This window comes from Lysobacterales bacterium, assembly GCA_019634735.1.
In the GTDB taxonomy this organism is placed as follows: Bacteria; Pseudomonadota; Gammaproteobacteria; order Xanthomonadales; family UBA2363; genus Pseudofulvimonas.
The window spans coordinates 1-24,769 of sequence record JAHCAT010000001.1; the positions used below are offsets into that span (position 1 = coordinate 1).

Consider the following 24,769-nt stretch of genomic DNA (forward strand, 5'->3'; position numbering starts at 1 on the left):
GGATGCCGGGGCGTCAGACGTCCAGGTTGCCGACCCGCAGGGCGTTGTCTTCGATGAAGTTGCGGCGCGGCTCGACCGCCTCCCCCATCAACATCGCAAACATCTGGTCCGCCGCCACCGCGTCCTCGATGGTCACCTGAAGCAGGCGTCGGGTCTCCGGGTTCACCGTGGTCTCCCAGAGCTGGTCCGGGTTCATTTCGCCCAGACCCTTGAAGCGCTGGATGGTGCGACCCCGCTTGGCCTCGTCCATCAGCCAGGCCGCCGTCGCGGCAAAGCTGGTCACAGCCAGGCTGCGCCCGCCCCGGCGCACCTCGGCGCCTGGCTGCAGCAGGCCGTCGAGGCGCACCGCGACCTGGCGCAGCACCTGGTAGTCGCCGCTTGCGAACGCCGACTGCGGCCACAGCTGCAGGGTGGTCAGGCCATGGTGCTCACGCTCGATGCGCAGCACCGGACCCGCCTCGGCCCGGCCGATCGACAATCGGTAGCGCGGGCGGCCCAGAGCCGCGTCGTTCAGGCGATCATGCAGCGCGGCAAGCCATGGTCCGGTTGCATCCGGATCGTCCAACCCGGCGGCGGACATCGGCGGGCTCTCGAGCAGCGCCGCCAGCACTGCGCGGTCGTAACGCGCCGCAAGACGGTCGATCACCGCCTGCGCGGATTGCCATTCCTTGAGCAGGCCTTCGAGCGCGACACCGTGCAGGGACGGTGCTGCGGGGTCGTGGACCAGCTCGGCGCCTTCCACGGCATTGGCGACCAGGTAGGCATCCAGTGCGCCATCGTCCTTGATGTACAGCTCGTTGCGACCCTGCTTGAGCTTGTAGAGCGGCGGCAGTCCGATGTAGACGTAACCGCGCTCGATCAGCTCCGGCATCTGCCGGTAGAAGAAGGTGAGCAGCAGGGTGCGGATGTGCGAACCGTCGACGTCCGCGTCGGTCATGATGATGATGCGGTGGTAGCGCACCTTGTCGGGATTGAACTCGTCCTTGCCGATACCGCAGCCGAGCGCTGTGATCAGCGTGCCGACCTCCGCCGACGACAGCATCTTGTCAAAACGGGCTTTCTCCACATTGAGGATCTTGCCCTTGAGCGGCAGGATCGCCTGCGTGCGCCGATTGCGGCCCTGCTTCGCGGAACCACCTGCCGAGTCGCCCTCGACGATGAACAGCTCGGACAAGGCGGGATCCTTTTCCTGGCAGTCCGCCAGCTTGCCGGGCAGTCCGGCGATGTCCAGGGCACCCTTGCGGCGGGTCAGTTCGCGCGCCTTGCGGGCCGCCTCACGGGCTCGCGCGGCGTCGACGATCTTGGCGGCGATCGCGCGTGCCTCGGCCGGATGCTCGTCGAGGAACTCGACGAGCTTCTGCGCGACCAACGATTCGACCGCGGGCTTGACCTCAGAGCTGACCAGCTTGTCCTTGGTCTGGGCGGAGAACTTGGGGTCCGGCACCTTGACCGACAGCACGGCGATCATGCCCTCGCGCATGTCGTCGCCGGCGAACTGGACCTTGGCGTTCTTGGCCAGCCCTTCGCGCTCGATGTAGCCGGACAGCGCCCGGGTCAACGCGGCACGAAAGCCGGTCAGGTGGGTGCCGCCATCCTTCTGCGGAATATTGTTGGTGAAGCAGAACATCCGCTCTTCGTAGGCGTCGGTCCACTGCAGGGCGACCTCGACGCCGATGTCCTGCTCGGTGCCGCTGAAGTACGCCACGGTCGGGTGCAATGGGGTGCGAAGCTGCGCCAGATGCTGCACGAACGAGCGGATGCCACCTTCGTACTCGAAAATGTCCCGGCGCTCTTCGTGGCGTTCGTCGACCAGCTCGATGCGCAGGCCCGAATTGAGGAAGGCCAACTCGCGCAGGCGCTTGGCCAGGATGTCGTAATGGAACTCCAGGTTGGTGAACGTCGCCGCGCTGGGCTTGAATCGGATCAGCGTGCCGCGCTTGTCGGTCGGCTTGACCTGGCGCAGCGGATACAGGGGCTCGCCATGACCGTACTCCTGCTCGTGCTCATAGCCGTCGCGCCAGATGCGCAGCCACAAGGACTCGGACAGGGCGTTCACCACCGACACGCCGACGCCGTGCAGGCCGCCGGACACCTTGTAGCTGTTGTCGTCGAACTTGCCGCCCGCATGCAGGACGGTAAGGATGACCTCGGCCGCGGAGCGGTTTTCTTCCTTGTGCAGGTCGACCGGAATACCGCGACCGTTGTCCTCGACCGATACCGTTCCATCGCCATGCAGGATGACGGTGATGCGCGTGCAGTGGCCGGCGAGAGATTCATCCACCGAGTTATCCACCACCTCGAACACCATGTGGTGCAGGCCGGTGCCGTCGTCGGTGTCGCCGATGTACATGCCTGGGCGTTTGCGGACCGCCTCCAGGCCCTTCAACACCTTGATCTTGCTCGAATCGTAATGCTCGGTCATGCCGTGGAGGGTCCTGGTCGCCTGATCGGTGCAGCTTGCCAGCCCAGCCTCGTGGTCTTGGGGTCTGGTCTGGGCCGGTTGTTTTCCACAGCCCATCCCGTCAGTACCGTGGGCACCTGGGAGGGGTCGACCCGCGACTCGGGGGGCGACGGGACCGGAACCCGGGGCGGCCCTGCGTGATCGGGGGCGGGAGAAGTGGAGTGCCCGCTGATTATAGCAGCGGCCGCACCCGGCCCTGTTCCACGTGGAACACCGCGCCTGCGTGTGATTGCCAGGCCTGCCACCGTTCGTCCAGGTGGGTTGCGGTCAGGACGACCTGGGCTCCGGTGCCCGCCAGCCACTCCAGAACCCGACCCAGGTGCTCGGCATCCAGTTCTGAGCCCAGGTCATCACAGGCGAACAGTGGCCAGGATCCCAGCTGATCGCGAAGCACCTGCGCCTGCGCCAGGTGTGCACAGATCGAGGCAAGCTTGGCCTGTCCCCGGGAGAGGTCCTGTTGTTCCAGCCTGCCCGGCAAACGCAATCGCCAGTCGCCGCGATGCGGGCCTCGCTGGCTGAACCCCCGCTCACGATCCGATGCCCTGCCCTCGCGCAAGGCCTCCGCCAGGCTCATCTCAGCCGGCCAGCCACCGCGATAGCCCAATGCGCTGGCATCGAGCATCGGCACCAACATTTGCAGGGCCTGCATCATGGGGGCTTCAAGGGCGGTCAGGATCCCGCGTCGCCAGCCGTCAATGCTCTCCCCGGCCAGGGACATTTCCTGCTCCCAGATATCCAGCTGCGCATCTCCCAGGCCGGACCGCAGGGCGGCATTGCGCTGACGGAGTGCGCGCTGGTACCGGCGTGCCACGCCGATGAAGTCCGGTTCCACGTGGAACAGCATCCAGTCCAGGAACCGGCGCCGACCCTCTCCCGAACCGGACACCAGTCCACAGGCCTCCGGCTCGATGCAGACCACTGTGAACGACTGCAGGCATTCGGACAGAGACTGTGCCGTCGCACCGTCCAATCGCAGCACCCAGGTACCCGGTTCCCTGCCCAGGCCCAATTGCCGGAGGTGTCCGTGTCCGTCCTTGAAACGCGCAAACACACTGAAGCGCCCAGCGTCATGCCCGATCAGCGCATCCGGGCTGGGGCTTCGAAAGGAACGACCGTGCCCGCAGAGATGAAGGGCTTCCACGATGCTGCTCTTCCCAGCACCGTTGCCGCCGACCAGCAGGTTGAACCCCGGACCCAGCAGCAGTTCCACGCCATCGAGACTGCGCAGGCCATCGATCCGCAGCAACTCGACGATCACGGGCGCAGCGCTGCCCAGGGCGGCCACGGAAAGCCGGGGTCAGGTCCTCGAAGACCTGCCGGACTCACATCCGCATGGGCATGATGACGTGCCGGGAACGCTCATCGGCAGCATCCGAGATCAGGCAGCTGGAGTTGCCATCGCGCAGCCGCAAGGCCACCTGCTCACCGCGCAGGGCACCCAGGGCCTCCTGCACATAATTGACGTTGAAGGAGATCTGCAGGCCCTCCGCGTTGCCTTCCGCCTCGATCTCCTCAACCGCCTCCTCCTGCTCGGCGTTGTGCGCAACGACCCGCAACTGCCCGGCACCAACCTCAAGCCGTACCCCACGGTACTTCTCGTTCGACAGGATCGCGGCACGCCCCAGCGCATCGCGGAGCACATCCCGATCGACCGTGACCTGCTTGTCCGCTCCGACCGGCATCACCGCCTCGTAGTCGGGAAACCGCCCGTCGATCAGGTTCGACGTGAAAACCACGTCCTGCCGTCGCACCCGAACGTGGCTGCGCCCCAGTTCCAGCGTCACGGCCTCATCCACGTTTTCGAGAAGGCGCTGAAGCTCCAGAACCGCCTTGCGGGGCAGCAGGATCTGCCGGTCCGCCCCCTCCCGCGCGGGCAGCTCGGTCTCGCACATCGCCAACCGGTGGCCATCCGTCGCCACCGCCCGCAGGCTTCCACCGCGCACATCGAACAACATACCATTCAGATAGAACCGAACGTCCTGAACAGCCATGGCGAATGCCACCCGGTCGATCAGGTCCTTCAACGTTCCCTGGCCCACCGTCAGGGTGTCGATGGATTCGCGATTCTCGAGTGCCGGGAACTCGCTGGCCGGCAAGGTCGCCAGCACAAAACGGCTGCGGCCCGCCTTCACGACAACCCGCTCGCCCTGCTGTTCGACGCTCACCGAAGCGCCGTCCGGCAACGCCTTGCAGATGTCGAACAGTTTCCTTGCGGGGACCGTGACCTCGCCATCCTGACCACCCTCTGCGCTGGCCTGGGCCACCATCTCGAGTTGCAGGTCGGTTCCGGTGAAAGACACCTGCCCCCGAGACACCGAAACCAGCAGGTTCGACAGGACCGGCAATGTCTGCCGCTTCTCGACCACCCCCACCACCGCTTGCAACGGCTTGAGGATGGCTTCGCGCTGAATCTGGAATCGCATCGGGTAGCCCTCGAGACTGCTTCTAAATAGCTTGTGCTGTTCTGTTGTTGTTGGTGTCCGCCCGGGACCGGGAGAACACCAGAAAAACCCTTCTAAACCAGCAAGTTAGATCTTCATTTCCCTGTGCACAGCCCGGTGTGCGGCGCTGTGGCCAGCCTGTGGACGAATCACGCCGGCCGATTCCAGCACAGGCCATCCACAGGTCGTCAACCGGTCAGTGTGCGGATCAGCTTATCCCAGTCCTCGCGCATCTTGCCGTCGGTTTCCACCAGCTTGCGCATGACCCGGCAGGCATGCAGCACGGTCGTGTGGTCGCGCCCGCCAAACCCGTCGCCGATCTCCGGCAGACTGTGCTCGGTGAGCTCCTTGGCGAGCGCCATGGCCATCTGTCGGGGCCGGACCACCGAGCGCTGCCGCCGTTCCGAGGTCATGTCGCTTTGCCGCAGGCCATAGTAGTCGGCAACCGTCTTCTGGATGTTGCCGATGCTGACCAGGCGCTCCTGCACGCTGAGATGGTCGCGCAAGGCTTCCTGCGCAAACTCCAGCGTCACCGGTCGGCCGCTGAGGTTGGCCCGGGCCGACAGGGTGTGCAAGGCACCCTCCAGCTCGCGTACGTTGGAGCGCATCCGCCTGGCGATGAGCATCGCCACCTCGTCGGGAAGCTGCGTCTGCAGCGACTGCGCCTTGGCCATCAGGATGCTGACCCGCGTCTCGAAATCCGGCGGCTCGATGGCGACGTTGAGACCCCAGCCGAACCGGCTCTTGAGTCGCGGCTCCAGCCCGTCCACCTCCTTCGGATAGCGGTCGCAGGTCAGGACGATCTGCTGCTTGCTCTCGAACAGGGCATTGAAGGTGTGGAAGAACTCTTCCTGGGTGCGGTCCTTGCCGGCGAAGAACTGGATGTCGTCGATCAGCAGGGCGTCGACGCTGCGGAACTGCCGCTTGAACTCGTCCATCCGGTTGCTGCGCAGCGCCCGGATCATGCCGCTCACGAACTGCTCCGAGCGCTGGTACACGACATTCGCGTCCGGGCGGTTCTGCCTTATGAGGTTGCCGGCGGCGTGCAGCAGGTGCGTCTTGCCCAGCCCGGTGCCGCCGTAGAGCAGAAGGGGGTTGTACACCTCGCCCGGCTGCAAGGCGATCTGCAGCGCCGCCGCCTTGCCGAGCTCGTTCGACTTGCCCTCGACGAAGTTGTCGAAGGTGTAGCGCGGATCGACGTTGCTCTCCAGGCCGGGTTCCCTGGGCTGCGATGGCGCGGTGGCGGCAGCCGGGTTTCCGCCACCGTTGCCGGCCGCGGTTGCCGCCGGGTTGGGCCGCATGCCGACCTTGATTCGCACGGCAAGGGGCCCGCCACGCAGGTCGCCGCCCAGCTCGCCGATGCGTTCCGCGAAATGCTTTTCCACCCGCTCGGCGACATAGACGTTGGCCGCGTACAGGGTCAGCGTGGATCCCGACAGGTCCGCCTGCAGGGGCGAGAGCCAGGTGTGCAGGTCCTCGGCGCTGATCTCCCCCTCGAGTCGGCGCAGGCAGCGTTGCCAAAGGTCGGCCATGACGGGGAAGATCGCTCGCTTGCGGGTCGGTGGGGAGCGCGAGTGTACCCCGCCACGCGCCCAGTCGCGGACGGCGTTTGACCGCGCAGCGCCGCTCCGGCTAGAATGCGCCCCCTTTGCTCCAAGCCAGTGGTATGCCGCGATGAAGCGCACTTTCCAGCCCAGCAACCTCAAGCGTGCCCGCACCCACGGCTTTCGTGCGCGGATGGCCACGGCCGATGGCCGCAAGGTCCTGTCCGCCCGTCGTGCCAAGGGCCGCAAGCGCCTGATTCCCTGATCCCGGCCGGGATCATGGGCGCGGCCGCCACCACGCTGCCGCGCGCCGCCCGCCTGAGCGGCAAGGCCCAGTTCGACCGCGTCTTCGCCGCAGGCCACCGGCGCGGCTCCCGCTACTTCAGACTGATCGCGGCCGAGAATGGACTCGGGCACGCCCGGCTGGGTATGGCCGTCAGCCGCCGGATCGACCGGCGCGCGGTCGTGCGCAACCGCTTGCGCCGCCAGATCCGCGAAGCCTTCCGCCTGCACTGGCCCGAGCTGCCAGGCGTCGACCTGGTGGTGACGCCGCGTCCGGAAGCGGCGCGCGCAACGCGCGCGGCGCTCTGGTCCGACCTGCTCGCCCTGTGGCAGACACAGGTGCGTTGATCCCCCCGGCGCGAACCGCGACAATCCCGATTCTTTGTCCATCCCGTCCGCGCCTGCCCGCCCGGACCGTGCCGGCTGCCTCAGACCCATGCAGAACTTCCGTCCCCTGCTCTTCATCGCCTGGCTGCTAGGCGCCTACCTGCTGTGGCAGGCCTGGAACGACTTCAACGCGCCGCCGCCGTCGCCCGCACCGGCCGCGAGCGCCGGCGTCCTCGATGACGGCGCCTTGCCGGTGGACCCGACCGTGCCAATGGCACCCGCTGCACCCGCCTCCGACACGCCGCTCGCGCCGGCCGCGATGAGCGCCGTACCGACGCCGGCGGCGGAGACGCCGGCAGCCGCCGCGAGCCGCCGGGTCACCGTGGAAACCGATGTCCTGCGGCTGGTGATCGATGCCCGCGGCGGCACCATCGTGAAGGCCGAACTGCTGGCCTATCCGCAGACGCTGCGGTCCTCGCAGCCGGTGGAGCTGCTCAGCGACGACCCCGCCCGGCTGTTCCACGCGCAGACCGGCCTGGTCAGCGCCAACGGCCCGGCACCCGACCACACCGCGTTGTGGGAAATCGAGCGCGACCGCTACGCGATGCAGGGCGACCACGTGACTGTGCCGCTGACCTGGCGCGGCGACAATGGTCTGGTAATCACCAAGCTGTTCGTACTGCGCCGGGGCGACTACGCCGTCGAGGTCCGCCACGAGATCCGGAACGAAGGCAGCGAGCCCTGGACCGGCAGCGTCTACCGGCAGCTGCAGCGGGTGCCGATGCGCACCTCGACCGGCTTCTCGTTCACCGACGCCACGGCCATCACCTTCCACGGCGCCGCCTGGTACAGCCCCGAAGAACGCTTCGAGAAGCGGCAGTTCGACGATTTCGCCGGCAAGCCGCTGAACCGCACGGTCACCGGCGGCTGGACCGGCCTGCTGCAGCACTACTTCTTCGCCGCCTGGATCCCCGATACCGCGCAGGCCAACGATTTCAGCACCCAGCCGGTGCCGCCGAACCGCTTCCTGATCCGCCAGGTGGCCGCGGCCGCCAGCGTGCCCCCCGGCGGCGAGCATGTCGACAGCGCGCGCCTGTGGGTCGGGCCGAAGCTGCAGAACGTGCTGCCCGAGGTCGCACCCGGTCTGGAACTCACCGTCGACTACGGCATCTTCACCTTCCTGGCCAAGCCGCTGTTCTGGGCCCTGGACAAGTTCTACCGGCTGGTCGGCAACTGGGGCCTGGCGATCATCCTGGTCACCCTGCTGATCAAGCTGCTGTTCTACAAGCTCTCCGAGGCCCAGTACCGCTCGATGGCCAAGATGCGCAAGCTGCAGCCGCGCCTGGTGCAGCTCAAGGAGCGCTACGGCGACGATCGCCAGAAGATGAACATGGCGATGATGGAGCTGTACAAGAAGGAGAAGATCAATCCGCTGGGCGGCTGCCTGCCGATCCTCCTGCAGATCCCCGTGTTCATCGCTCTGTACTGGGTCCTGCTGGAATCGGTGGAGTTGCGCCAGGCGCCGTTCTTCCTGTGGATCCAGGACCTGTCGGCGCGCGACCCCTACTTCGTTCTGCCGGTGCTCAACGGCCTGACCATGTGGCTGACCCAGAAGCTGTCGCCCAGCCCGGGCATGGATCCGATCCAGAAGCGCATCTTCCAGATCATGCCGATCATGTTCTCGGTGATGTTCGCCTTCTTCCCCGCCGGCCTGGTCCTGTACTGGACCACCAACGGTGCGCTCGGCCTGCTCCAGCAGTGGGTCATCACCAAGCGCATCGAGGCGAAGCCGGCCTGATCGGTCGCGGCAGGCGGGACCGGCCGACCAGCCGTCCCGCCGAAGCTGCGCTCAGGTGCCGCGCGGCTTGGCGCGGTGCGTGGGCGGCGCGTTCCAGGGATCGTCCGGCCAGGGGTGGCGCGGGTAGCGGCCCTTGAGCTCCTTCCTGACCTCCGGATAGGTGCGCTCCCAGAAGCCGCGCAGGTCGGTGGTGACCTGGATCGGCCGTTGCGCCGGCGACAGCAGGTGCAGGCGCACCTGGACGGCGCCGCCCGACACCGCAGGCGTGTCCGCGCACCCGAACATCTCCTGCAACTTGACCGCCAGCACCGGCGGTTCGCCCTCCCCGACCCCGTAATCCAGGCGCAGCTGCCGGCCGCTGGGCACCGTGATCGCCGCGGGTGCCAGGCGATCCAGGGCCTGCCGGTGGACAGGGTCGAGACGCGCCATCAGGGCCTGCCCCAGCAGGCTGGCGTCCAGCGCCGCCAATCGCGGCAGGCCGGCCAGCCACGGGCCCAGCCAGTCCGGCAGGTCGGCGAGCAGGGCGACATCGTCCATGGCCGGCAGGCCCAGGCCGGGCTGCCACAGCCGCAGGGACTGCACGCGGGCCTGCCACTGTCGCTGCGCCTCGGTCCAGGGCAATACCGAAAGGCCCTGGCTGGCGATGCCGTCCAGCAGGCCGCTGACGCGCTGCGCCGGATCGCTCACCGGCACGCGCTCGCGCTCCAGGACCAGGGCCATGAAGCGACGCTCCCGGAACACCGCCACCGAGCCGGTGGCGACATCGAAGCGGGCCTGCTCGACGCGATGGTGGTGCTGCGGGTACAGGACCGCGAGGCGGTCCTCGTCGAACGGCACCCCGCGCAGCACCAGGGCGTCGCCGCGTTCGACGCGCAACTCGGTGGCGACCAGCCAGGGTTCGCCGCGCAGCCCGGAGTCCGGGGCCAGCCGGGCGCCCCGCCCGTTGCCAAGCGTGTAGCGGCTGCTGTCGGCCTCGTCGCGGCGCCCGATGCGGTCGGGAAAGGCGGCCAGGAGCAGGTTGCCCAGGACGTGGGCGTCCGTTGGTGCAGGGGCGTCCGGCACGGCCAGGCGACGGCGCCACTGCCGCGCCTGCTGGTCGAGGCCGGCCAGGGCTTCACGACTGGCTTCGCCGCCGGCACGGCCGCTGTCCCGGAACGCCAGCAGGGCCTGCCAGCGACTGGCCAGGCGATCGTCACGGGCCGCCTCGCCGCGAAGAGGGTCCCTTCCTTCGGCCAGCGCGATCAGGTCGGCGGCCAGCCCACCTTGCCCGTCGGCCCGCCCGGCCAGGGCCATGGCCGCCAGTCGTGGATGGGTGCCCAGCGCCAGCATCTCCCGGCCGCGGCGGCTGATCCGGCCATTCTCGCCAAGCGCGCCGAGCAGGGCGAGCAGGTCGCGTGCCTGGGCTAGGGCGCCAGCGGGCGGCGGGTCGGGAAAGCGCAGCGCGCTGCTGCCCCAGGCGGCCAGCTCCAGCGCCAGCCCGGCCAGGTCGACCTGGCCGATCTCGGGCCGGGTGGCAGGGTCCAGGCGCAGGCTTTCCGGCCACAGGCGCAGGCACAGGCCCGGTCCGAGCCGGCCGGCGCGGCCGGCCCGCTGGGCCGCCGAGGCCGCGGTGATGGCGGTGGTGGCGAGCCGGGTGAAGCCGCTGTTGGGGTCGAAGCGCGGCTCCCGGGCCAGGCCGGTATCGACCACGGCGCGCACGCCTGGCAGGGTGACGCTGGACTCGGCGACGTTGGTGGCCAGCACGACCCGCCGGCGGCCGTGCACGTCCGGCGCCAGCGCGGCGGCCTGGGCGCCCAGGTCCAGCTCGCCATGCAGGACCGTCAGCAGCGTGCCGTCCAGCGCGGGGTCGTCCGCCAGGCGGCGCTGCAGCCGGGCGATCTCGGGCTTGCCGGGCAGGAACACCAGGACATCGCCCTCCGCCTCCCTCAGGGCACCGGCGATCGCCCGCGGCGCCGCCGCCAGGGCGTCCTCGCCGGGCCGCAGCGCGGGGTGCGCGACGCGCACCGGGAAGCTGCGCCCCTCGCTGCGCAGCCTGGGGGCGTCCAGGAAGGCGGCCAGCCGTTCGCCGTCCAGGGTCGCCGACATCAGCACGATGCGCAGGTCGGGCCGCAGGCCGTCCTGGATGTCCAGGGCCAGGGCCAGGCCCAGGTCGCTGGCCAGGTGGCGCTCGTGGAACTCGTCGAACAGCACGGCGCCGACGCCGTCCAGCGCGGGGTCGTCCTGCAGCATGCGGGTCAGGATGCCCTCGGTGACCACCTCGATGCGGGTCCGTTCCGACACCCGGGACTCGAAGCGGACCCGATAGCCGACCGTGCCGCCGACCGCTTCGCCGAGCAGCCCGGCCATATGGCGTGCCGCGGCGCGCGCCGCCAGGCGGCGCGGTTCGAGCATCAGCAACCGTCGCCCGCACAGCCAGGGCGCCGACAGCAGGGCGAGCGGCACGCGGGTGGTCTTGCCGGCGCCCGGCGGTGCCTCGAGGACCAGGCGGGAGTGGTCGGCCAGCGACGCCAGCACGTCGGGCAGCAGGTCATCGATGGGCAGGGCCGGCGGGGTCATGACGGCGGCCATTGTAGGAAGCGACCCCGCCTTGGCGCCGGATCCCAGCCCGGCGCCGCCACGCCGAAGGCGCGGCGGCGATCCATGGTCGTCGGTGCACGGCAGCGGCCAACCGGCCGCGTCAGGCTCCCTGAGGCGTCGCGGACCGCGCGGTCACGGCGGAGCGGACTGCAGCGCCCGCCGGCGGCGATAGCCGCCGGACGATAGGGCGCTCGTTGCTCAGCGCTCGCCCAGACGGGCCAGCAGCGCTTCCAGCGCCGCCGCCGTGCCCGCGGGATCGGCCCGCTCGCGGGGCGCCTGGAGGGCGTCCGGACCGGGCTCGACGGTCTGCGCCGGCAGGTCGCGCAGCGCGCTGGCGGCGGTCTTGACCTCGGTCTGCGGGAGCACGGCATTGGGCGCGTTGTCGTCGCCCTGGACATAGGCCCGGCTCGCGCTGCGCCAGCCGCGCACCGGCAGCACCGGATAAGTGTTGCTGTCCAGGCACTGGGTCAGCAGGTTGGACAGGCTCTTCGGGCAGCGCTTGGCATAGCCGTCGAACTGGTAGGTGCCGACCTCGACCTCGAAGACCAGCCAGGTCGTGCTGTTTTCGTTGACCGTGATGATGTTGGTGCCGTCGGCCGGACTGTAGAAGCCCGCGGCGTCGTGGTTGTTGAGCGCCTGCTGCGTGCACAGACCGACCAGGCTGTTGGTCGGGCGGCAGCCCTCGAAGAAGTGCCGCTGGCCGCCGGTGTCGACCAGATCGAAGATCAACACCTCGCCGACATACGGGTAATTGGCGTACTCGCCGCCGAGCGCGCGCCAGTCCATCACCGCCTGCCACTCGCCGAGCCACAGCTCGGTGCGCGGCTGGATCGAGGGCGTGCGGCTCAGATAGTAGTCGTGGCGCTGGATCTGGATGGTGCGCCCGCCCCAGGTCAGGGTGGCGCGGGTCTCGCTGGTGAAGTTGATGGTGACCTGGCTGCCGACCGCGTAGGGCTGGCCGGGTGTCGTGAACGGACAGCCCAGGCAGGTGCCGGTGTCGCGCCGGTACAACGGCGCCGTGAAGGTGCTGCGGTTCGGCATCAGACCCTCGGCGGCGTACCAGGTCGCGCCCTGGGGCCCGTAGGCGAAGGCCACCATGAAGATGAACTTGTCCTGGATCTCGATCGAGAAGCCGTAGCCGGGCTCGTTGGGGTTCCACCACCAGCCGCTTTCCGGGGTGAACGCACGGGACGGCGAGCTGGCCAGCAAGGCGGCCAGGGACAACAGGAGGGCGGCGAATCTGGACACGGCAGGAACCCCTGATCTCATTGGAGCCGACAGCCTAGCAACTGGCCGACCCGACGGCATGAACCCGGGCAAACCCGTAGACTGCCGCCCCCTCCCCAAATGGACGTCCGCCATGGGCCTGGTCGACATCGGTGCCAACCTGGGCCACGAGTCCTTCCGGCACGACCTCCCGGCGGTGCTGGAACGGGCCGCGGCAGCCGGCGTGGCCCAGATGGTGGTGACCGGCGCCAGCGAACAGGGTGCCCTGGACGCCCTGGCCCTGGCGCGCCGCCACCCGGACCGCCTGGCCTGCACGGCCGGCGTGCATCCGCATCACGCCGCCGACTACAGCAGCAGCACCGACAGCGTGCTGCGCGAGCTGCACGGCCTGCCCGAGGTGGTGGCCGTCGGCGAATGCGGGCTCGACTACCACCGGGACTATTCGCCCCGGCCGGCCCAGCGGCGCGCCTTCGAGCGCCAGCTGGAACTGGCGGTCGCCGCCGGCAAGCCGCTGTTCCTGCACCAGCGCGACGCCCATGCCGACTTCATGGCGATCATGGCGGACTTCGCCGGGCGCATCGGCCCGGCGGTGGTGCACTGTTTCACCGGCACCGGCGAGGAGCTGCGCGACTACCTGGCGGCCGGCTGGCACGTCGGCATCACTGGCTGGCTGTGCGACGAGCGCCGCGGCCGCCACCTGCGCGAACTGGTCCGGGAGATCCCGGCCGACCGGCTGATGGTGGAGACCGACGCCCCCTACCTGCTGCCGCGCAACCTGCGACCGATGCCATCGCACCGCCGCAACGAGCCGATGTACCTCGCCCACATCGTCGAGGAGCTGGCGCGCGACCGGGGCGAGCCGCAGGCAGCGGTCGCGGCGGCCACAGCGGCGACCGCCCGGGCCTTTTTCGGCCTGCCGGCACCGGCCACGGCCACCGGCTAAAGTGGCGCGACCGCCGAACGGGGGAGCCGGGGTGCCAGATGGGCTTTGAATGGATGGCCGATCCGGCCGCGTGGATGGGACTGGCTACCCTGATCGTGCTCGAGCTGGTGCTCGGCATCGACAACCTGGTGTTCATCGCCATCCTGGCCGACAAGCTGCCGCCTCACCAGCGCGACAAGGCGCGGGTGATCGGCCTGAGCCTGGCCCTGGCGATGCGTCTCGGGCTGCTCGCCGGCATCGCCTGGCTGGTCACCCTGACCCGGCCGCTGTTCAGCGTTGCCGGCTTCGAGTTCGCTGGCCGCGACCTGATCCTGCTGGCCGGTGGCCTGTTTCTCCTGTTCAAGGCGACCGTCGAGCTGCACGAACGCCTGGAGGGAACCGGCCACAACCGCGGCAGGCGCCTGGTCTATGCCGGCTTCGGCGCGGTGATCGCGCAGATCGTGGTCCTCGACGCGGTGTTCTCCCTGGACGCGGTGATCACCGCGGTCGGCATGGTCGAGCACCTGGAGGTGATGATGATCGCCGTGGTGGTGGCGATGATCGTCATGATCCTGGCCAGCAAGCCGCTGACCCGCTTCGTCAGCGCCCATCCGACCCTGATCATCCTGTGCCTTGCCCTGCTGCTGATGATCGGCTTCACCCTGGTCGCCGAGGGCCTGGGCTTCGCCATCCCGAAGGGCTACCTGTACGCGGCGATCGGCTTCGCGATCCTGATCGAGACCTTCAACCAGATCGCCCTGGCGAACCGCCAGCGCGCCGAACTGAAGCGGCCGCTGCGCGAGCGGACCGCCGATGCCGTGCTGCGCCTGCTGGGTGGCCGGATCGAGTACGAGGAAGTCGTCCCCGAAGGTCCGTCGATCGCCGTCGGTCCCGGCCAGGACGATCCCCTGGACACGGCATTCCAGCCCGCCGAGCGCACCATGATCCGCGGCGTGCTCAATCTCGCCGAGCGGCAGGTCACCGCGATCATGACGCCGCGCGTCGACGTGCACTGGATCGACCTTGCCGATCCGCCCGAACAGATCCGCAGCGAACTGGTGCAGACGCCCTATTCGCGGATCGTCGTGGTGCGCGACGGCAACAGCGACGAACCGCTGGGCGTGGTGCAGAAGAAGGACCTGCTGCCCGGCCTGATCGCCGGCCAGGCGCTGGACATCGAGGCGCAGGTGCGCAAGCCGCCGGTGCTGCCGGAGTTCGCCACGGTGCTGGCGGCGCTGGAACGCTTCAAGCGCGAGCCCATGCAGCTGGCCTTCGTGGTCGACGAGTTCGGCTCTTTCACCGGCCTGGTCACCGCGACCGACGTGATGGAGGCGATCGCCGGCGAGATGCCGGACGAGCACGAGCCGGTGACCGCGATGATGCAGCGCGCCGACGACGGCAGCTGGGCGGTCGACGGTCGCACCGACCTCGACGAGCTGGCCGGGCGCCTGGGCATCGCGCTGCCCGAAGAACCCGACTTCCACACCGCCGCGGGCCTGGTCCTGGAAGCCCTCGGCCGGATCCCCGAGATCGGCGACGAGGCGCGCATCGGCGACTGGCTGTTCCGGGTCGAGGCGATGGACGGCAACCGCATCGACCGGCTGCGCGCGGCGCAGGTGCAGGACGCCGGAGACTGACCGGCGGCAGCGGACCGCCGAACCGGGCCGCCGCGGCGGCCCCGGTCAGGAACGCAGGCCGACGCCCCGGCGCAGCAGGGTGATCGCCAAAGCGCCGAGGAGCACGGCGGCCGCGACCATCACCGCGTAGGCGGTGGCCAGCGGTATGTCGGAAACGCCCAGCACGCCGTAGCGGAAGGCGTTGACCATGTAGAGGATCGGGTTGCCGCGGGAGGCCTGCTCCCAGAACGCCGGCAGCATCGAGATCGAGTAGAACACCCCGCCCAGGTAGCTGAGCGGGGTCAGGATGAAGGTCGGGATGATCGCGATGTCGTCGAACTTGCGCGCGTACATCGCGTTCAGGAAGCCGGCCAGCGAGAACACCACGGCGGTCAGCAGCACGCTGGTCAGGGTCAGCAGCGGGTGCGCCAGGCGCACGGTGGTGAAGCACATGGCGATGCCCAGCACGATCGCGCCGACCATCAGGCCGCGCAGCACGCCGCCGCCGACGTAGCCGGCCAGGATCACCCAGGGCGGCATCGGCGAGACCAGCATCTCCTCGACGTGCTTGCCGAACTTGGCGCCGAAGAAGCTGGACACGATGTTGCCGTAGCTGTTGGTGATCACGCTCATCATGATCAGCCCGGGCACGATGAAGTCGATGTACGGCACGCCGTCCATCTCGCCGATCCGGGCGCCGATCAGCTTGCCGAAGATCAGGAAGTACAGCGTCATGGTGATCGCCGGCGGCACCAGCGTCTGGCCCCAGATGCGCAGAATGCGGGTCACCTCGCGGCGCAGGATGGTGTACAGCGACACCAGGCGCTCGCGGGTCCCGTAGCGGGATCCGGCGGCTTCGGCGCCGTTCATGCCGCGGCTCCGGCGGGCCGTTCGACCAGGCGCATGAACAGCTCCTCCAGGCGGTTGGACTTGTTGCGCATCGACTTGACGCGGATGCCGCGACCGTCGAGCGCGGCGAACACCTGGCTGAGGTCGACCGTCTTCGGCACCTCGGCCTCGATGGTGTGGGCGTCCAGGCGGGAAAGACGCACGCCGGGCAGCTCCGGCAGGGCCTGCTCGCCGCCCTCGACGTCGAGCACGAAGCCCTCGACATCCAGCTTGGCCAGCAGCGCGCGCATCGGGCTGTGCTCGATGATGCGGCCGTGGTCGATGATCGCGATGTTGCGGCAGAGCTGTTCGGCCTCCTCCAGGTAGTGCGTGGTGAGGATGACCGTGGTGCCGGCGGCGTTGATCTCGCGCACGAAGGTCCACATCGAACGGCGGATCTCGATGTCGACGCCGGCGGTGGGCTCGTCCAGCACCAGCAGCCGCGGCTCGTTCATCATCGCCCGGGCGATCATCAGACGCCGCTTCATGCCGCCGGACAGGGTGCGCGACACGGCATGGCGCTTGTCCCACAGCGACAGGGCCTTGAGGTAGCGCTCGGCGCGCTCCAGTGCGATGCCGCGCGGCACGCCGTAGAAGCCGGCCTGGTTGACCAGGATCTCGATCGGCTTCTCGAACTGGTTGAAGTTGAGCTCCTGGGGGACCAGGCCGATCAGGCTCATCGCCCGGCTGCGCTCGGCGCGCACGCTCACCCCGAACACCTCGGCCTCGCCGGAGCTGGCGTTGACCAGCGACGACAGGATGCCGATCAGGGTCGACTTGCCGGCGCCGTTGGGGCCGAGCAGGGCGAAGAAATCGCCGGCGGCGACTTCCAGGGACACGCCCTTGAGCGCCTCGACGCCATTGCCGTAGGTCTTGCGCAGGTCGCGCACGGCCAGAGCCGGCGGCTGGGACGGTCCGGTGTTCATGCTTGGGCCAGGGGGGAACGGCCGCTAGTATAGGCGCCGTCCCGTCCGCCGGCGCTGCCGGCCGGACCCTCCGGCCAGCGGCACCCGCCGGCCGACCACTCCCGAGCAAGACCTCGCCGATGGAACACTTCGCGCTGAGGCTGGTGTCCAGCCGCATGCTGGCCCCGGCCGTACGGCATTTCAGTTTCGCCCGCGCCGACGGGGCGCCGATGGCGTTCCTGCCAGGCCAGTTCGTGCAGGTGCATTTCCAGCACCAGGGCGTCGCCCTGAAGCGCAGCTACTCGATCGCCACCGTGTCCGAGGGCAGCAGCACCGGGCTGGTGGAGATGGCGGTGTCCTACGTGCCGGGCGGCGCCGCCACCGCCTTGTTCGAAGGGCTGGATGCCGGCGACGAGATCGAGGCCAGCGGTCCGTACGGGCGCTTCGTGCTGCAGGACGATCCCGCGGTGCGCCGCTACCTGCTGATCGCCACGGGAACCGGCGTCACCCCCTACCGCTCCATGCTGCCGCTGATCCGCGAGCGCATCGCCAGCCGTGGCCAGCGCTTCGTCCTGCTGTTCGGCGTGCGCACTCCCGAGGAATTGCTGTACGGCGAGGAGTTCGAGGCGTTCGCGCGCGAGCATCCGGGCTTCGATTTCCATCCGTGCTTCTCGCGGGAAGGGCGGGCGCAGCCCGCGGTATTCGACCGTCGCGGCCATGTCCAGGACCAGCTTGCCGCGCTGGCGCCCGACCCGGCCGGCGATGTCGCCTACCTGTGCGGCAACCCGAACATGGTCGACGCCACCTTTGCGGTGTTGAAGGAAGCCGGACTGCCGATCCCGGCGATCCGCCGCGAGAAATACATCTCGCCGCCGGCACCCCGGGCCCCGGCGCCCCCCCTGGCGCCAGGCTGAGTCAGTCGCTGCGCTGTCGCCGGCGGCGGGCCGGGGGCAAGCCGCGCTGTCATCGAACAATCACGCCGCCTCCCGGGGGCGGGTGGTCGAATGCCGGCATGCGTCACGCAACCGGATCGCGCCTTTGCGACTGCCGCCTGCCGCGATGGGCCCCACCCTGCGTCGCCGGCGTGTCGCCCGAACAGCGCGGCACTGGGCGTCGGGGCAAGGGCTCCGCGCCGCGGCTGAACCCGGCCGACCTCAGGCCCCGAGCCGGCGCGCAGCGGTCCCGACACGTCGGTCCGACGGGGGTGCGGTCATGAGCCACCCCCCTGTCCCTGCCCCCGATCCGGGCCCACCGGCGCGCCGCCCACGCTGGCGCGGTGTCCTGGCGACCCTGGCCCTGGCCGGTGGCGGCGCCGTGGTCGGTGCCGGTCTGGCCCGCCTCGGCAAGCGTTCGGACTGGCTGGTCGACACCCTCGCGCCGCTCTCGGCCTGGGACCTGCCCGTTCTCGTTCTGCTTGTCGGGCTGGCGATCGGCGTGCACGAGCTCGGCCACCTGGCCGGGGGTCTGCGCCGCGGCATGCGCTTCCTGTTGCTGATCGTCGGACCGCTGCGCTGGACCCGGACCGCGCGCGGTATCCGCTTCGACTGGTTCTTTTCGCTCGCCACCTTCGGCGGCCTGGCCGCTGCCCTCCCCGACACCAGTCGCCCGCTGGCGCCACAGTTCCGCGCTCTGGTGCTGGGCGGTCCGCTGGCCAGCGCCCTGCTGGCCCTTGCCGGCCTGGCCGTCGCCTGGCTGGCCGACGGTCGCCCGGCCGCCTGGGCCCTTCTGCTGGCGGTGATGTCCCTGTTCATCTTCCTGGCCACGGCGTTGCCCCTCCAGGGCCGTGGCGGCTTCATGTCCGATGGGGCGCAGTACCTGGAACTGCGTCGGGGCGGCACTGCCGTGGCCCAGCGCTTCGACCTCACGGTGCTGATGGCGCAGAGCCTTTCCGGCATCCGCCCGCGCGAGCTCGACCAGGACGCGCTGGCGCGGCTGCTGGCCAACGCGGCGGCGGACCTGCCGCTGCGCCGGGTCGCCGTCCACCTGTACGCCTACGGGCATGCCCTGGACGGGGGCGCGACGGAGGCGGCCTGCCGCCATCTCGAAGCGGTCGCCGGCGAGTACGACGCCTTCCCGGATGGCTTCCGCCAGGCCCTCGCCCTGGAAGTGGCCTGGTACCGGGCCCGGTACCAGGGCGATCTGGACGGTGCCAGGCAATGGCTGCAGCGGGGTCGCGGCGGTGTCGTGGAGCCTGGCCGGCGCGAGGCCGCGGAGGCGGCGATCGCGCTGCTGGCCGGCGAGCCCCGGCTTGCCGGGGAACGGGCCCGCGCCGGGCTGGCGGCTCTGCCGGGCGCCAGCGATGCCGGCGCCGCCCAGGCCACCGCCGACCAGTTGCACGCACTGCTGGAAGACGTCGGTCGCATGACGAACCTGTGCGCATTCGCGTAGGCTTGCGCCCGACATGAGCACCCCGACCCGCCGAATCCTGCGCGCCGCGCTCGCCACGTGCGGCCTTGCCGCCTCGCCCGCGCTGTTCGCCCTGGCCTTCGCGCCCTGCGAACTGCTGCCGCCGGGCGGCGTGGCCGGCCCGAAGGCACAGTGCGCGACCCTTGCCGTGCCCGAGGACCGCGCCCGTCCGGAAGGGCGGCAGATCGAGCTGGCGATCGCCCGGATCGAGGCCCGTCGGCGCCCCGCGCATCCGGATCCGGTGCTGTTCCTGGCCGGCGGTCCCGGCCAGTCGGCCCTGGAGAGCTACGGCCAGGTGGCGCCGGCGTTCCGCGAACTGCTCGCCGACCGGGCCGTGGTCCTGGTCGACCAGCGCGGCACCGGGCGCTCGCATCCGTTGCGCTGCGAACTGCCGGACGCCAGCGACCCCGCCGCACCGATGCCCGACGCCGAGGCCCTGGCGGCGCTGGCCCGCGACTGCCTGGCCAGCCTCGACGCCGAGGTCGCCCACTACACCACCCGAGACTACCTGGCCGATCTGGAAACGGTGCGCGAGGCCCTGGGCGTGCGCCAGTGGAACCTGGTCGGCGGCTCCTACGGCACCCGGGTGGCGCTCAGCTACATGCAGGCCCACCCCGAGCGCGTGCGCAGCGCGGTTCTCGATGGCGTGGTGCCGCAGGATGTCGCGCTGGGCCAGGACCACGGCGCCTTCCTGGACGCCGCCCTGGCCGCGCAGTTCGGTCGCTGCCGCGCCGACCCCGCCTGCGCCGCGGCCTTCGGGGACCCGGCCGCGACCCTGGCCGAGCTGCGCCGACGCTACCGGGAGACGCCGACCACGGTGATCATCCCCGACCCGCGCAGCCATCGGCCGATCGAGGTGGCGCTCAACCACGAGACCCTGGCGGGCACGGTCCGGATGTTCGCCTACAGCCCCGAGTACACGGCGCTGCTGCCGCTGCTGCTGCACCAGGCTCGTGAGGGCGATCCGCAGCCGCTGCTGGCACAGGCGCGCATCCTGTTCGCCGACCTGGAGGACATGATCGCGCACGGCATGCAGCTGTCGGTCGGCTGCAGCGAGGACGCGCCCTGGCTGAACCCGCTGCCCGGCGACGACAGCCTGATCGGTGCCGACCTGGTCGGTTTCATGCGTGCGCAGTGCAGCGCCTGGCCGGTGCCGCGGGCGCCCGGCGCCTTCAAGCAGCCGGTCGATTCCGAACTGCCGGTGCTGCTGCTGTCGGGCGAGTACGACCCGGTCACGCCGCCGGCCTACGCCGAGCGCGCCCTGGCCACGCTCGGCAATGCCCGCCACCTGGTGGCGCCGGGCCAGGGCCACATCGTCATGGCCCGCGGCTGCATGCCGACGCTGGTGGCGCGCTTCGTGCGCGCCGGCGAGGTCGGCGCGATCGGCGACGCCGGTTGCCTGGACACGCTGGCGCCGTGGCCGTTCTATCTCGATTTCAACGGCTCCGCGCCGTGACCAAAGGGTACCCGCGATGCTTGAGGTGAGTGGCCTGCGCAAGGCCTTCGGCAAGGTGCAGGCGGTCGACGGCGTCAGCTTCAGCGCGCCCGACGGCCAGATCACCGGCCTGCTCGGTCCGAACGGCGCCGGCAAGACCACCACCCTGCGCATGCTGTACACCCTGGCCAGGCCTGACGCCGGCGGCATCCACGTCGACGGCATCGACGCGCTGACCCAGCCGCTGGAGGCGCGCCGCCGGATGGGCGTGCTGCCCGACGCCAAGGGCCTGTACAAGCGCCTGACCTGCCGCGAGAACATCGCCTATTTCGGCCGCCTGCAGGGCCTGGACGAGGCGACCCTGGCCAGCCGCACCGACGAGCTGGTGCGCGCGCTCGACCTGGTCGAGATCGCCGACCGCAAGGCCGAAGGCTATTCCCAGGGCCAGCGCGTCAAGACCGCGATCGCCCGCGCCCTGATCCACGCACCGCAGAACGTCCTGCTCGACGAACCCACCAACGGCCTGGACGTGATGTCGACGCGCGCGATGCGCCGCTTCCTGCTGGGCCTGCGCGCGGCTGGCCACTGCGTGCTGTTCTCCAGCCACATCATGCAGGAGGTCGCGGCGCTGTGCGACCGCATCGTGGTGATCGCGCACGGCCGCGTGGTCGCCGACGGCAGCCCGGAAGAGCTGCGCCAGGGCACCGGCCGCGACAACCTCGAGGACGCCTTCGTCGACATCATCGGCAGCGAGGAGGGCCTGTCGTGAGCGCACCCTGGCTGACCGTGTTCCGAAAGGAGGCGAGCGAGAACCTGCGCGACCGCCGCACCGTGCTCAACTCCCTGGTGTTCGGCCCGCTGTTCGGCCCGTTGCTGTTCGTGGTGCTGATCGGCTTCATGATGAACAAGGCCAGCGAGCGCGCCGAGCGCCCCCTGGACCTGCCGGTCGCCGGCCAGGAGAACGCCCCGGCCCTGGTCGCCTGGCTGCGCAGCCAGAACGTCGTGATCAAGGACGCCCCGGCCGATCCCGAAGCCGCGGTGCGCGACCAGGACGAGGAGCTGGTGCTGCGCATCCCGGACAACTACGGCGAGCGCTGGCGCGAGGGCCGCCCGGCCCCGGTCGAGCTGGTCTACGACGATTCCCGGCAGTTCACCGCCGCCTCGGTGCGCCGCCTAAGCCGCCTGCTGGAAGGCTACGGCGCCACCCACGCCGCGCTGCGGCTGACCGCCCGCGGCGTCAATCCCGAGCTGGTCCGCCCGGTTGCGGTGGTCGAGCGCGACCAGTCCAGCCCGCAGAGCCGCGCCGGCATGCTGCTGGCCTTCCTGCCCTACATGCTGATCCTGGGCGCCTTCCTGGGCGGCATGTACCTGGCCATCGACACCACCGCCGGCGAGCGCGAGCGGCAGTCGCTGGAGGCCCTGCTGATCAACCCGGTGCCGCGCAGCCAGATCCTGGCCGGCAAGCTGCTGGCCACCACCGTGTTCGCGTTCGCTGCGCTGGTCATCTCGATCTTCGGTTTCGCGCTGTTCCTGCGTCTGATGCCGGTCGGCGCCTCGCTGGGCTTCTCGCTGGGCCTGGACCTGCGCACCGCCGCGCTCGCCCTGATGGCGATCGCGCCGCTGGCCCTGCTGGCGGCCAGCGCCCAGACCCTGGTCGCCGCCTTCAGCAAGAGCTTCCGCGAGGCGCAGACCTGGCTGTCGATGATCATGATCGTGCCGGCCCTGCCGTCGCTGATGATGGCGATCAATCCGATCAAGCCGGTCGAGTGGATGTACGCGGCGCCCCTGGTCAGCCAGCACGTGGTGATCAGCCACCTGGTGCGTGGCGAGACGGTGACCGGCCAGCAGTTCGCGATGAGCATCGCCGGCACCCTGGTGCTGGGCCTGCTGCTGGCCGCCGTCACCGTGCGCCTGTACCACCGCGAGCGGCTGGCGATCTCGAGCTGAGCGGCGGCTGCGGCCACCTGCCCGGCATCGCCCTGCGGCGGCCGGGTGGCCGCCGGGAGAGCGAGGCCGCCACCCGTCGGGCGGGCGGCCGCCATGGCCCGCGGACTACAGGCGCGGACCGTCCAGCGCGGTATCGGCCCACTGCCAGGCGGCGGCGAAGCGCGCCTGCACGGCGTCCGCCTCGTCACCACGCTGCTGGGCGCGCAGCGCTGCCTCCAGGCCGCGCAGCGACCAGCCGTTCTCCGGCCAGCGCGCCAGGTCGGCTCGGAACGCCGCCTCGGCATCGGCGGCACGCCCGCCGGCCAGCAGCACCGCGCCCAGGGTCTGCCGCACCGGCAGCGCCCAGTCCGGCGGTTCCATGTAGCCCAGCGCCGCCTCGGCATCGGCGGCGCGGCGCAGCAGGTCGGCCGCCTCGTCGAACCGGCCGTGGGCCGCGGCCAGCTCGCCGCGCAGCACGTCGGTGGCGATCGCCACCACCGGCACCGCGGTGTTCGGCGTCGACACCCACACCTGCGCCAGCGCCGGGTCGCCGGCGATCGCCTCCAGGCGCGCCAGCTCGGCGGCGGCCGCCGCCGTGTCGCCGCGTGCCAGCCAGGCCAGGCCGCGCGCGTAGTGCCAGATCGCCCGCGGATAGGGTCGGGCATCCGGCGCCTGCGCGGTCGCCAGAATCTCGTCCCAGCGCCCGAAGCGCACCTGCGCCTGCAGCGGCGTGACCAGGAAGGCCTGCAGGAAGGTCAGCTCGTCGAGCAGGGCGGCATCGACCCTGGCCGCGGTCTGCCGCGCCGCGTGCAGGCTCATCCGGGCGTTGCCCTCCAGGCCGGCGCTCATCGCCATGAAGTGCCAGTTGTGCGGCACGTAGCCGAGCGGATAGACGCCGTTGCTGCCGCTGCCGCTGCCGCAGATCGCCAGGAAGCGGTCGTCGGCCTCGGTCGCGCGCAGGTTGTTCAAGGTGGCGTCGTGGTAGCGGCCGACCCGGATGTAGATGTGCGCCGGCATGTGCACCAGGTGGCCGGCGCCGGGCGCCAGCGCTTCCAGGGTGTCGGCATGGGGTTCCGCGCGCCCCGGGTCCGGCGAGGCCTCGACCGCGTGGATGTAGTAGTGGATGGCGCCGATGTGGCGCGGATCGCGCGCCAGCACCGATTCCAGCGCCGCGACCAGGGCCTGCGTATGTTCCAGCGGCTCGCCGTCGCGGCCCCAGTAGGACCAGGGCGACAGGTCCATCAGGGCCTCGGCATACAGCACCGCGGCGTCGAGGTCGTCCGGGTGCGCCCGCACCACCTGCGCCATCGCCTGCGCATAGGCGTGGTCGAGCGCGCTGCGATCGTCCGGTGGATCGGCCACGTAGCGCTGCGCCAGCGCCTCGATCAGCGCGCGGTCGGCCGGCGCGGCGGAGCCGGCCAGGGCCAGCGCCCGCCGGCTGAGATCATGGGCCGGCACCAGTGCCTCGGGCAGCATCGGCGCGTTGATGTTCGGACCCAGCGCCAGCGCCTGGCCCCACAGGCACATGGCGCAGGCCGGGTCCAGCCGGGCCGCCTCGGCGAAGGCCTCGGCGGCGGCCTGGTGATTGAAGGCGTAGACCAGGCGCATGCCCTGGTCGAACCAGCGCTGCACGGCCGGCGCGGCGCCGGACAGCGGGCGGCTGTAGCTGCCGAGGTCGTCGAATAGCACCGGCCCGGTGCTTGTTGCGGTCGGGCGGGAACTGGCCCCGGAATCGGGCGTGGCGCCGCAGCCGGCCAGCAGCACGCTGGCCAGGAGCGGCGCGAAGAACAGACGTTTCATGGGCGGCAAGCCTGTGCAGGGGAAGGAGGCGGCAAGGCCCGCCGGGGCAGGGCGTGCCACAGGATTGCTACGCAGGAAGCGGGCGCCGACAGACAGCAAGCCTCCCGGGCGCCCTCCGGGACCCGCCGAAGCCCGGGCCAGGCCGTGCCGGCCACTGGCCGGACCGGGCCCGGGGCGGCATCATCGGGGCACCGCACCGCACCGCACCGCACCG

The 24,769-nt window shown here is 70.5% G+C and carries 19 protein-coding genes; 10 read left to right on the plus strand and 9 right to left on the minus strand.

The window, feature by feature from the left end:
- Positions 1-13: 13 nt before the first annotated feature.
- The 4 genes from gyrB to dnaA all read right to left on the minus strand — a co-directional run bounded on the left by gyrB (position 14) and on the right by dnaA (position 6,434).
- Entirely contained in the window at positions 14-2,422 is a 2,409-nt protein-coding gene (gyrB, locus tag KF823_00005) for a DNA topoisomerase (ATP-hydrolyzing) subunit B (protein ID MBX3724285.1), read from the minus strand.
- A 211-nt stretch (positions 2,423-2,633) separates the two neighbouring features.
- Complete coding sequence (gene recF / locus KF823_00010) at positions 2,634-3,746, minus strand: DNA replication/repair protein RecF (GenBank protein ID MBX3724286.1); 1,113 nt, start codon at positions 3,744-3,746, stop codon at positions 2,634-2,636.
- 37 nt (positions 3,747-3,783) lie between these two features.
- A complete protein-coding gene (gene dnaN / locus KF823_00015) occupies positions 3,784-4,884 on the minus strand; it encodes a DNA polymerase III subunit beta (GenBank protein MBX3724287.1) in 1,101 nt (366 codons plus the stop codon).
- Between the two features lie 206 nt (positions 4,885-5,090).
- The gene (gene dnaA / locus KF823_00020; GenBank protein MBX3724288.1) at positions 5,091-6,434 is read right to left on the minus strand and encodes a chromosomal replication initiator protein DnaA; all 1,344 of its coding nucleotides are present in this window, start codon (positions 6,432-6,434) and stop codon (positions 5,091-5,093) included.
- Positions 6,435-6,576: 142 nt separating this feature from the next.
- Between dnaA and rpmH the strand changes: the two genes are divergently transcribed.
- The 3 genes from rpmH (at position 6,577) to yidC (ending at position 8,853) form a co-directional block, all read left to right on the plus strand.
- The gene (gene rpmH / locus KF823_00025) at positions 6,577-6,711 is read left to right on the plus strand and encodes a 50S ribosomal protein L34 (GenBank protein ID MBX3724289.1); all 135 of its coding nucleotides are present in this window, start codon (positions 6,577-6,579) and stop codon (positions 6,709-6,711) included.
- A 14-nt stretch (positions 6,712-6,725) separates the two neighbouring features.
- A complete protein-coding gene (rnpA, locus tag KF823_00030; GenBank protein MBX3724290.1) occupies positions 6,726-7,076 on the plus strand; it encodes a ribonuclease P protein component in 351 nt (116 codons plus the stop codon).
- Between the two features lie 88 nt (positions 7,077-7,164).
- On the plus strand, positions 7,165-8,853 hold the full coding sequence (gene yidC / locus KF823_00035) for a membrane protein insertase YidC (GenBank protein ID MBX3724291.1): 1,689 nt from the start codon (positions 7,165-7,167) through the stop codon (positions 8,851-8,853).
- Between the two features lie 51 nt (positions 8,854-8,904).
- Here the strand turns inward: yidC and hrpB are convergent, their stop codons facing one another.
- A complete protein-coding gene (gene hrpB / locus KF823_00040; GenBank protein ID MBX3724292.1) occupies positions 8,905-11,409 on the minus strand; it encodes an ATP-dependent helicase HrpB in 2,505 nt (834 codons plus the stop codon).
- Positions 11,410-11,628: 219 nt separating this feature from the next.
- Positions 11,629-12,678, minus strand: a complete 1,050-nt coding sequence (locus tag KF823_00045; protein ID MBX3724293.1) for a hypothetical protein — start codon at positions 12,676-12,678, stop codon at positions 11,629-11,631.
- 112 nt (positions 12,679-12,790) lie between these two features.
- On the opposite strand from KF823_00045, the gene KF823_00050 reads away from it, so the two are divergent.
- Entirely contained in the window at positions 12,791-13,600 is an 810-nt protein-coding gene (locus KF823_00050; protein ID MBX3724294.1) for a TatD family hydrolase, read from the plus strand.
- Positions 13,601-13,674: 74 nt separating this feature from the next.
- Positions 13,675-15,216 (plus strand): TerC family protein, encoded by a 1,542-nt coding sequence (locus tag KF823_00055; protein MBX3724295.1) that lies wholly within the window; start codon positions 13,675-13,677, stop codon positions 15,214-15,216.
- Positions 15,217-15,261: 45 nt separating this feature from the next.
- Here the strand turns inward: KF823_00055 and KF823_00060 are convergent, their stop codons facing one another.
- A complete protein-coding gene (locus KF823_00060; protein MBX3724296.1) occupies positions 15,262-16,065 on the minus strand; it encodes an ABC transporter permease in 804 nt (267 codons plus the stop codon).
- Positions 16,062-17,009, minus strand: coding sequence for an ABC transporter ATP-binding protein (locus tag KF823_00065; GenBank protein ID MBX3724297.1), 948 nt, complete (start codon positions 17,007-17,009; stop codon positions 16,062-16,064). The genes KF823_00060 and KF823_00065 overlap by 4 nt, the downstream gene beginning before the upstream one ends.
- 119 nt (positions 17,010-17,128) lie before the next feature.
- On the opposite strand from KF823_00065, the gene KF823_00070 reads away from it, so the two are divergent.
- The 5 genes from KF823_00070 to KF823_00090 all read left to right on the plus strand — a co-directional run bounded on the left by KF823_00070 (position 17,129) and on the right by KF823_00090 (position 22,776).
- Positions 17,129-17,902, plus strand: a complete 774-nt coding sequence (locus tag KF823_00070; protein ID MBX3724298.1) for a ferredoxin--NADP reductase — start codon at positions 17,129-17,131, stop codon at positions 17,900-17,902.
- A 298-nt stretch (positions 17,903-18,200) separates the two neighbouring features.
- A complete protein-coding gene (locus tag KF823_00075) occupies positions 18,201-19,376 on the plus strand; it encodes a hypothetical protein (protein MBX3724299.1) in 1,176 nt (391 codons plus the stop codon).
- A 13-nt stretch (positions 19,377-19,389) separates the two neighbouring features.
- On the plus strand, positions 19,390-20,850 hold the full coding sequence (locus tag KF823_00080) for an alpha/beta hydrolase (GenBank protein ID MBX3724300.1): 1,461 nt from the start codon (positions 19,390-19,392) through the stop codon (positions 20,848-20,850).
- Positions 20,851-20,866: 16 nt separating this feature from the next.
- Positions 20,867-21,598, plus strand: a complete 732-nt coding sequence (locus KF823_00085; protein ID MBX3724301.1) for an ATP-binding cassette domain-containing protein — start codon at positions 20,867-20,869, stop codon at positions 21,596-21,598.
- Complete coding sequence (locus KF823_00090) at positions 21,595-22,776, plus strand: ABC transporter permease (protein ID MBX3724302.1); 1,182 nt, start codon at positions 21,595-21,597, stop codon at positions 22,774-22,776. Before KF823_00085 ends, KF823_00090 begins: the two co-directional genes overlap by 4 nt.
- Positions 22,777-22,881: 105 nt before the next feature.
- Here the strand turns inward: KF823_00090 and KF823_00095 are convergent, their stop codons facing one another.
- Entirely contained in the window at positions 22,882-24,555 is a 1,674-nt protein-coding gene (locus KF823_00095; GenBank protein ID MBX3724303.1) for a hypothetical protein, read from the minus strand.
- Positions 24,556-24,769: the final 214 nt, after the last annotated feature.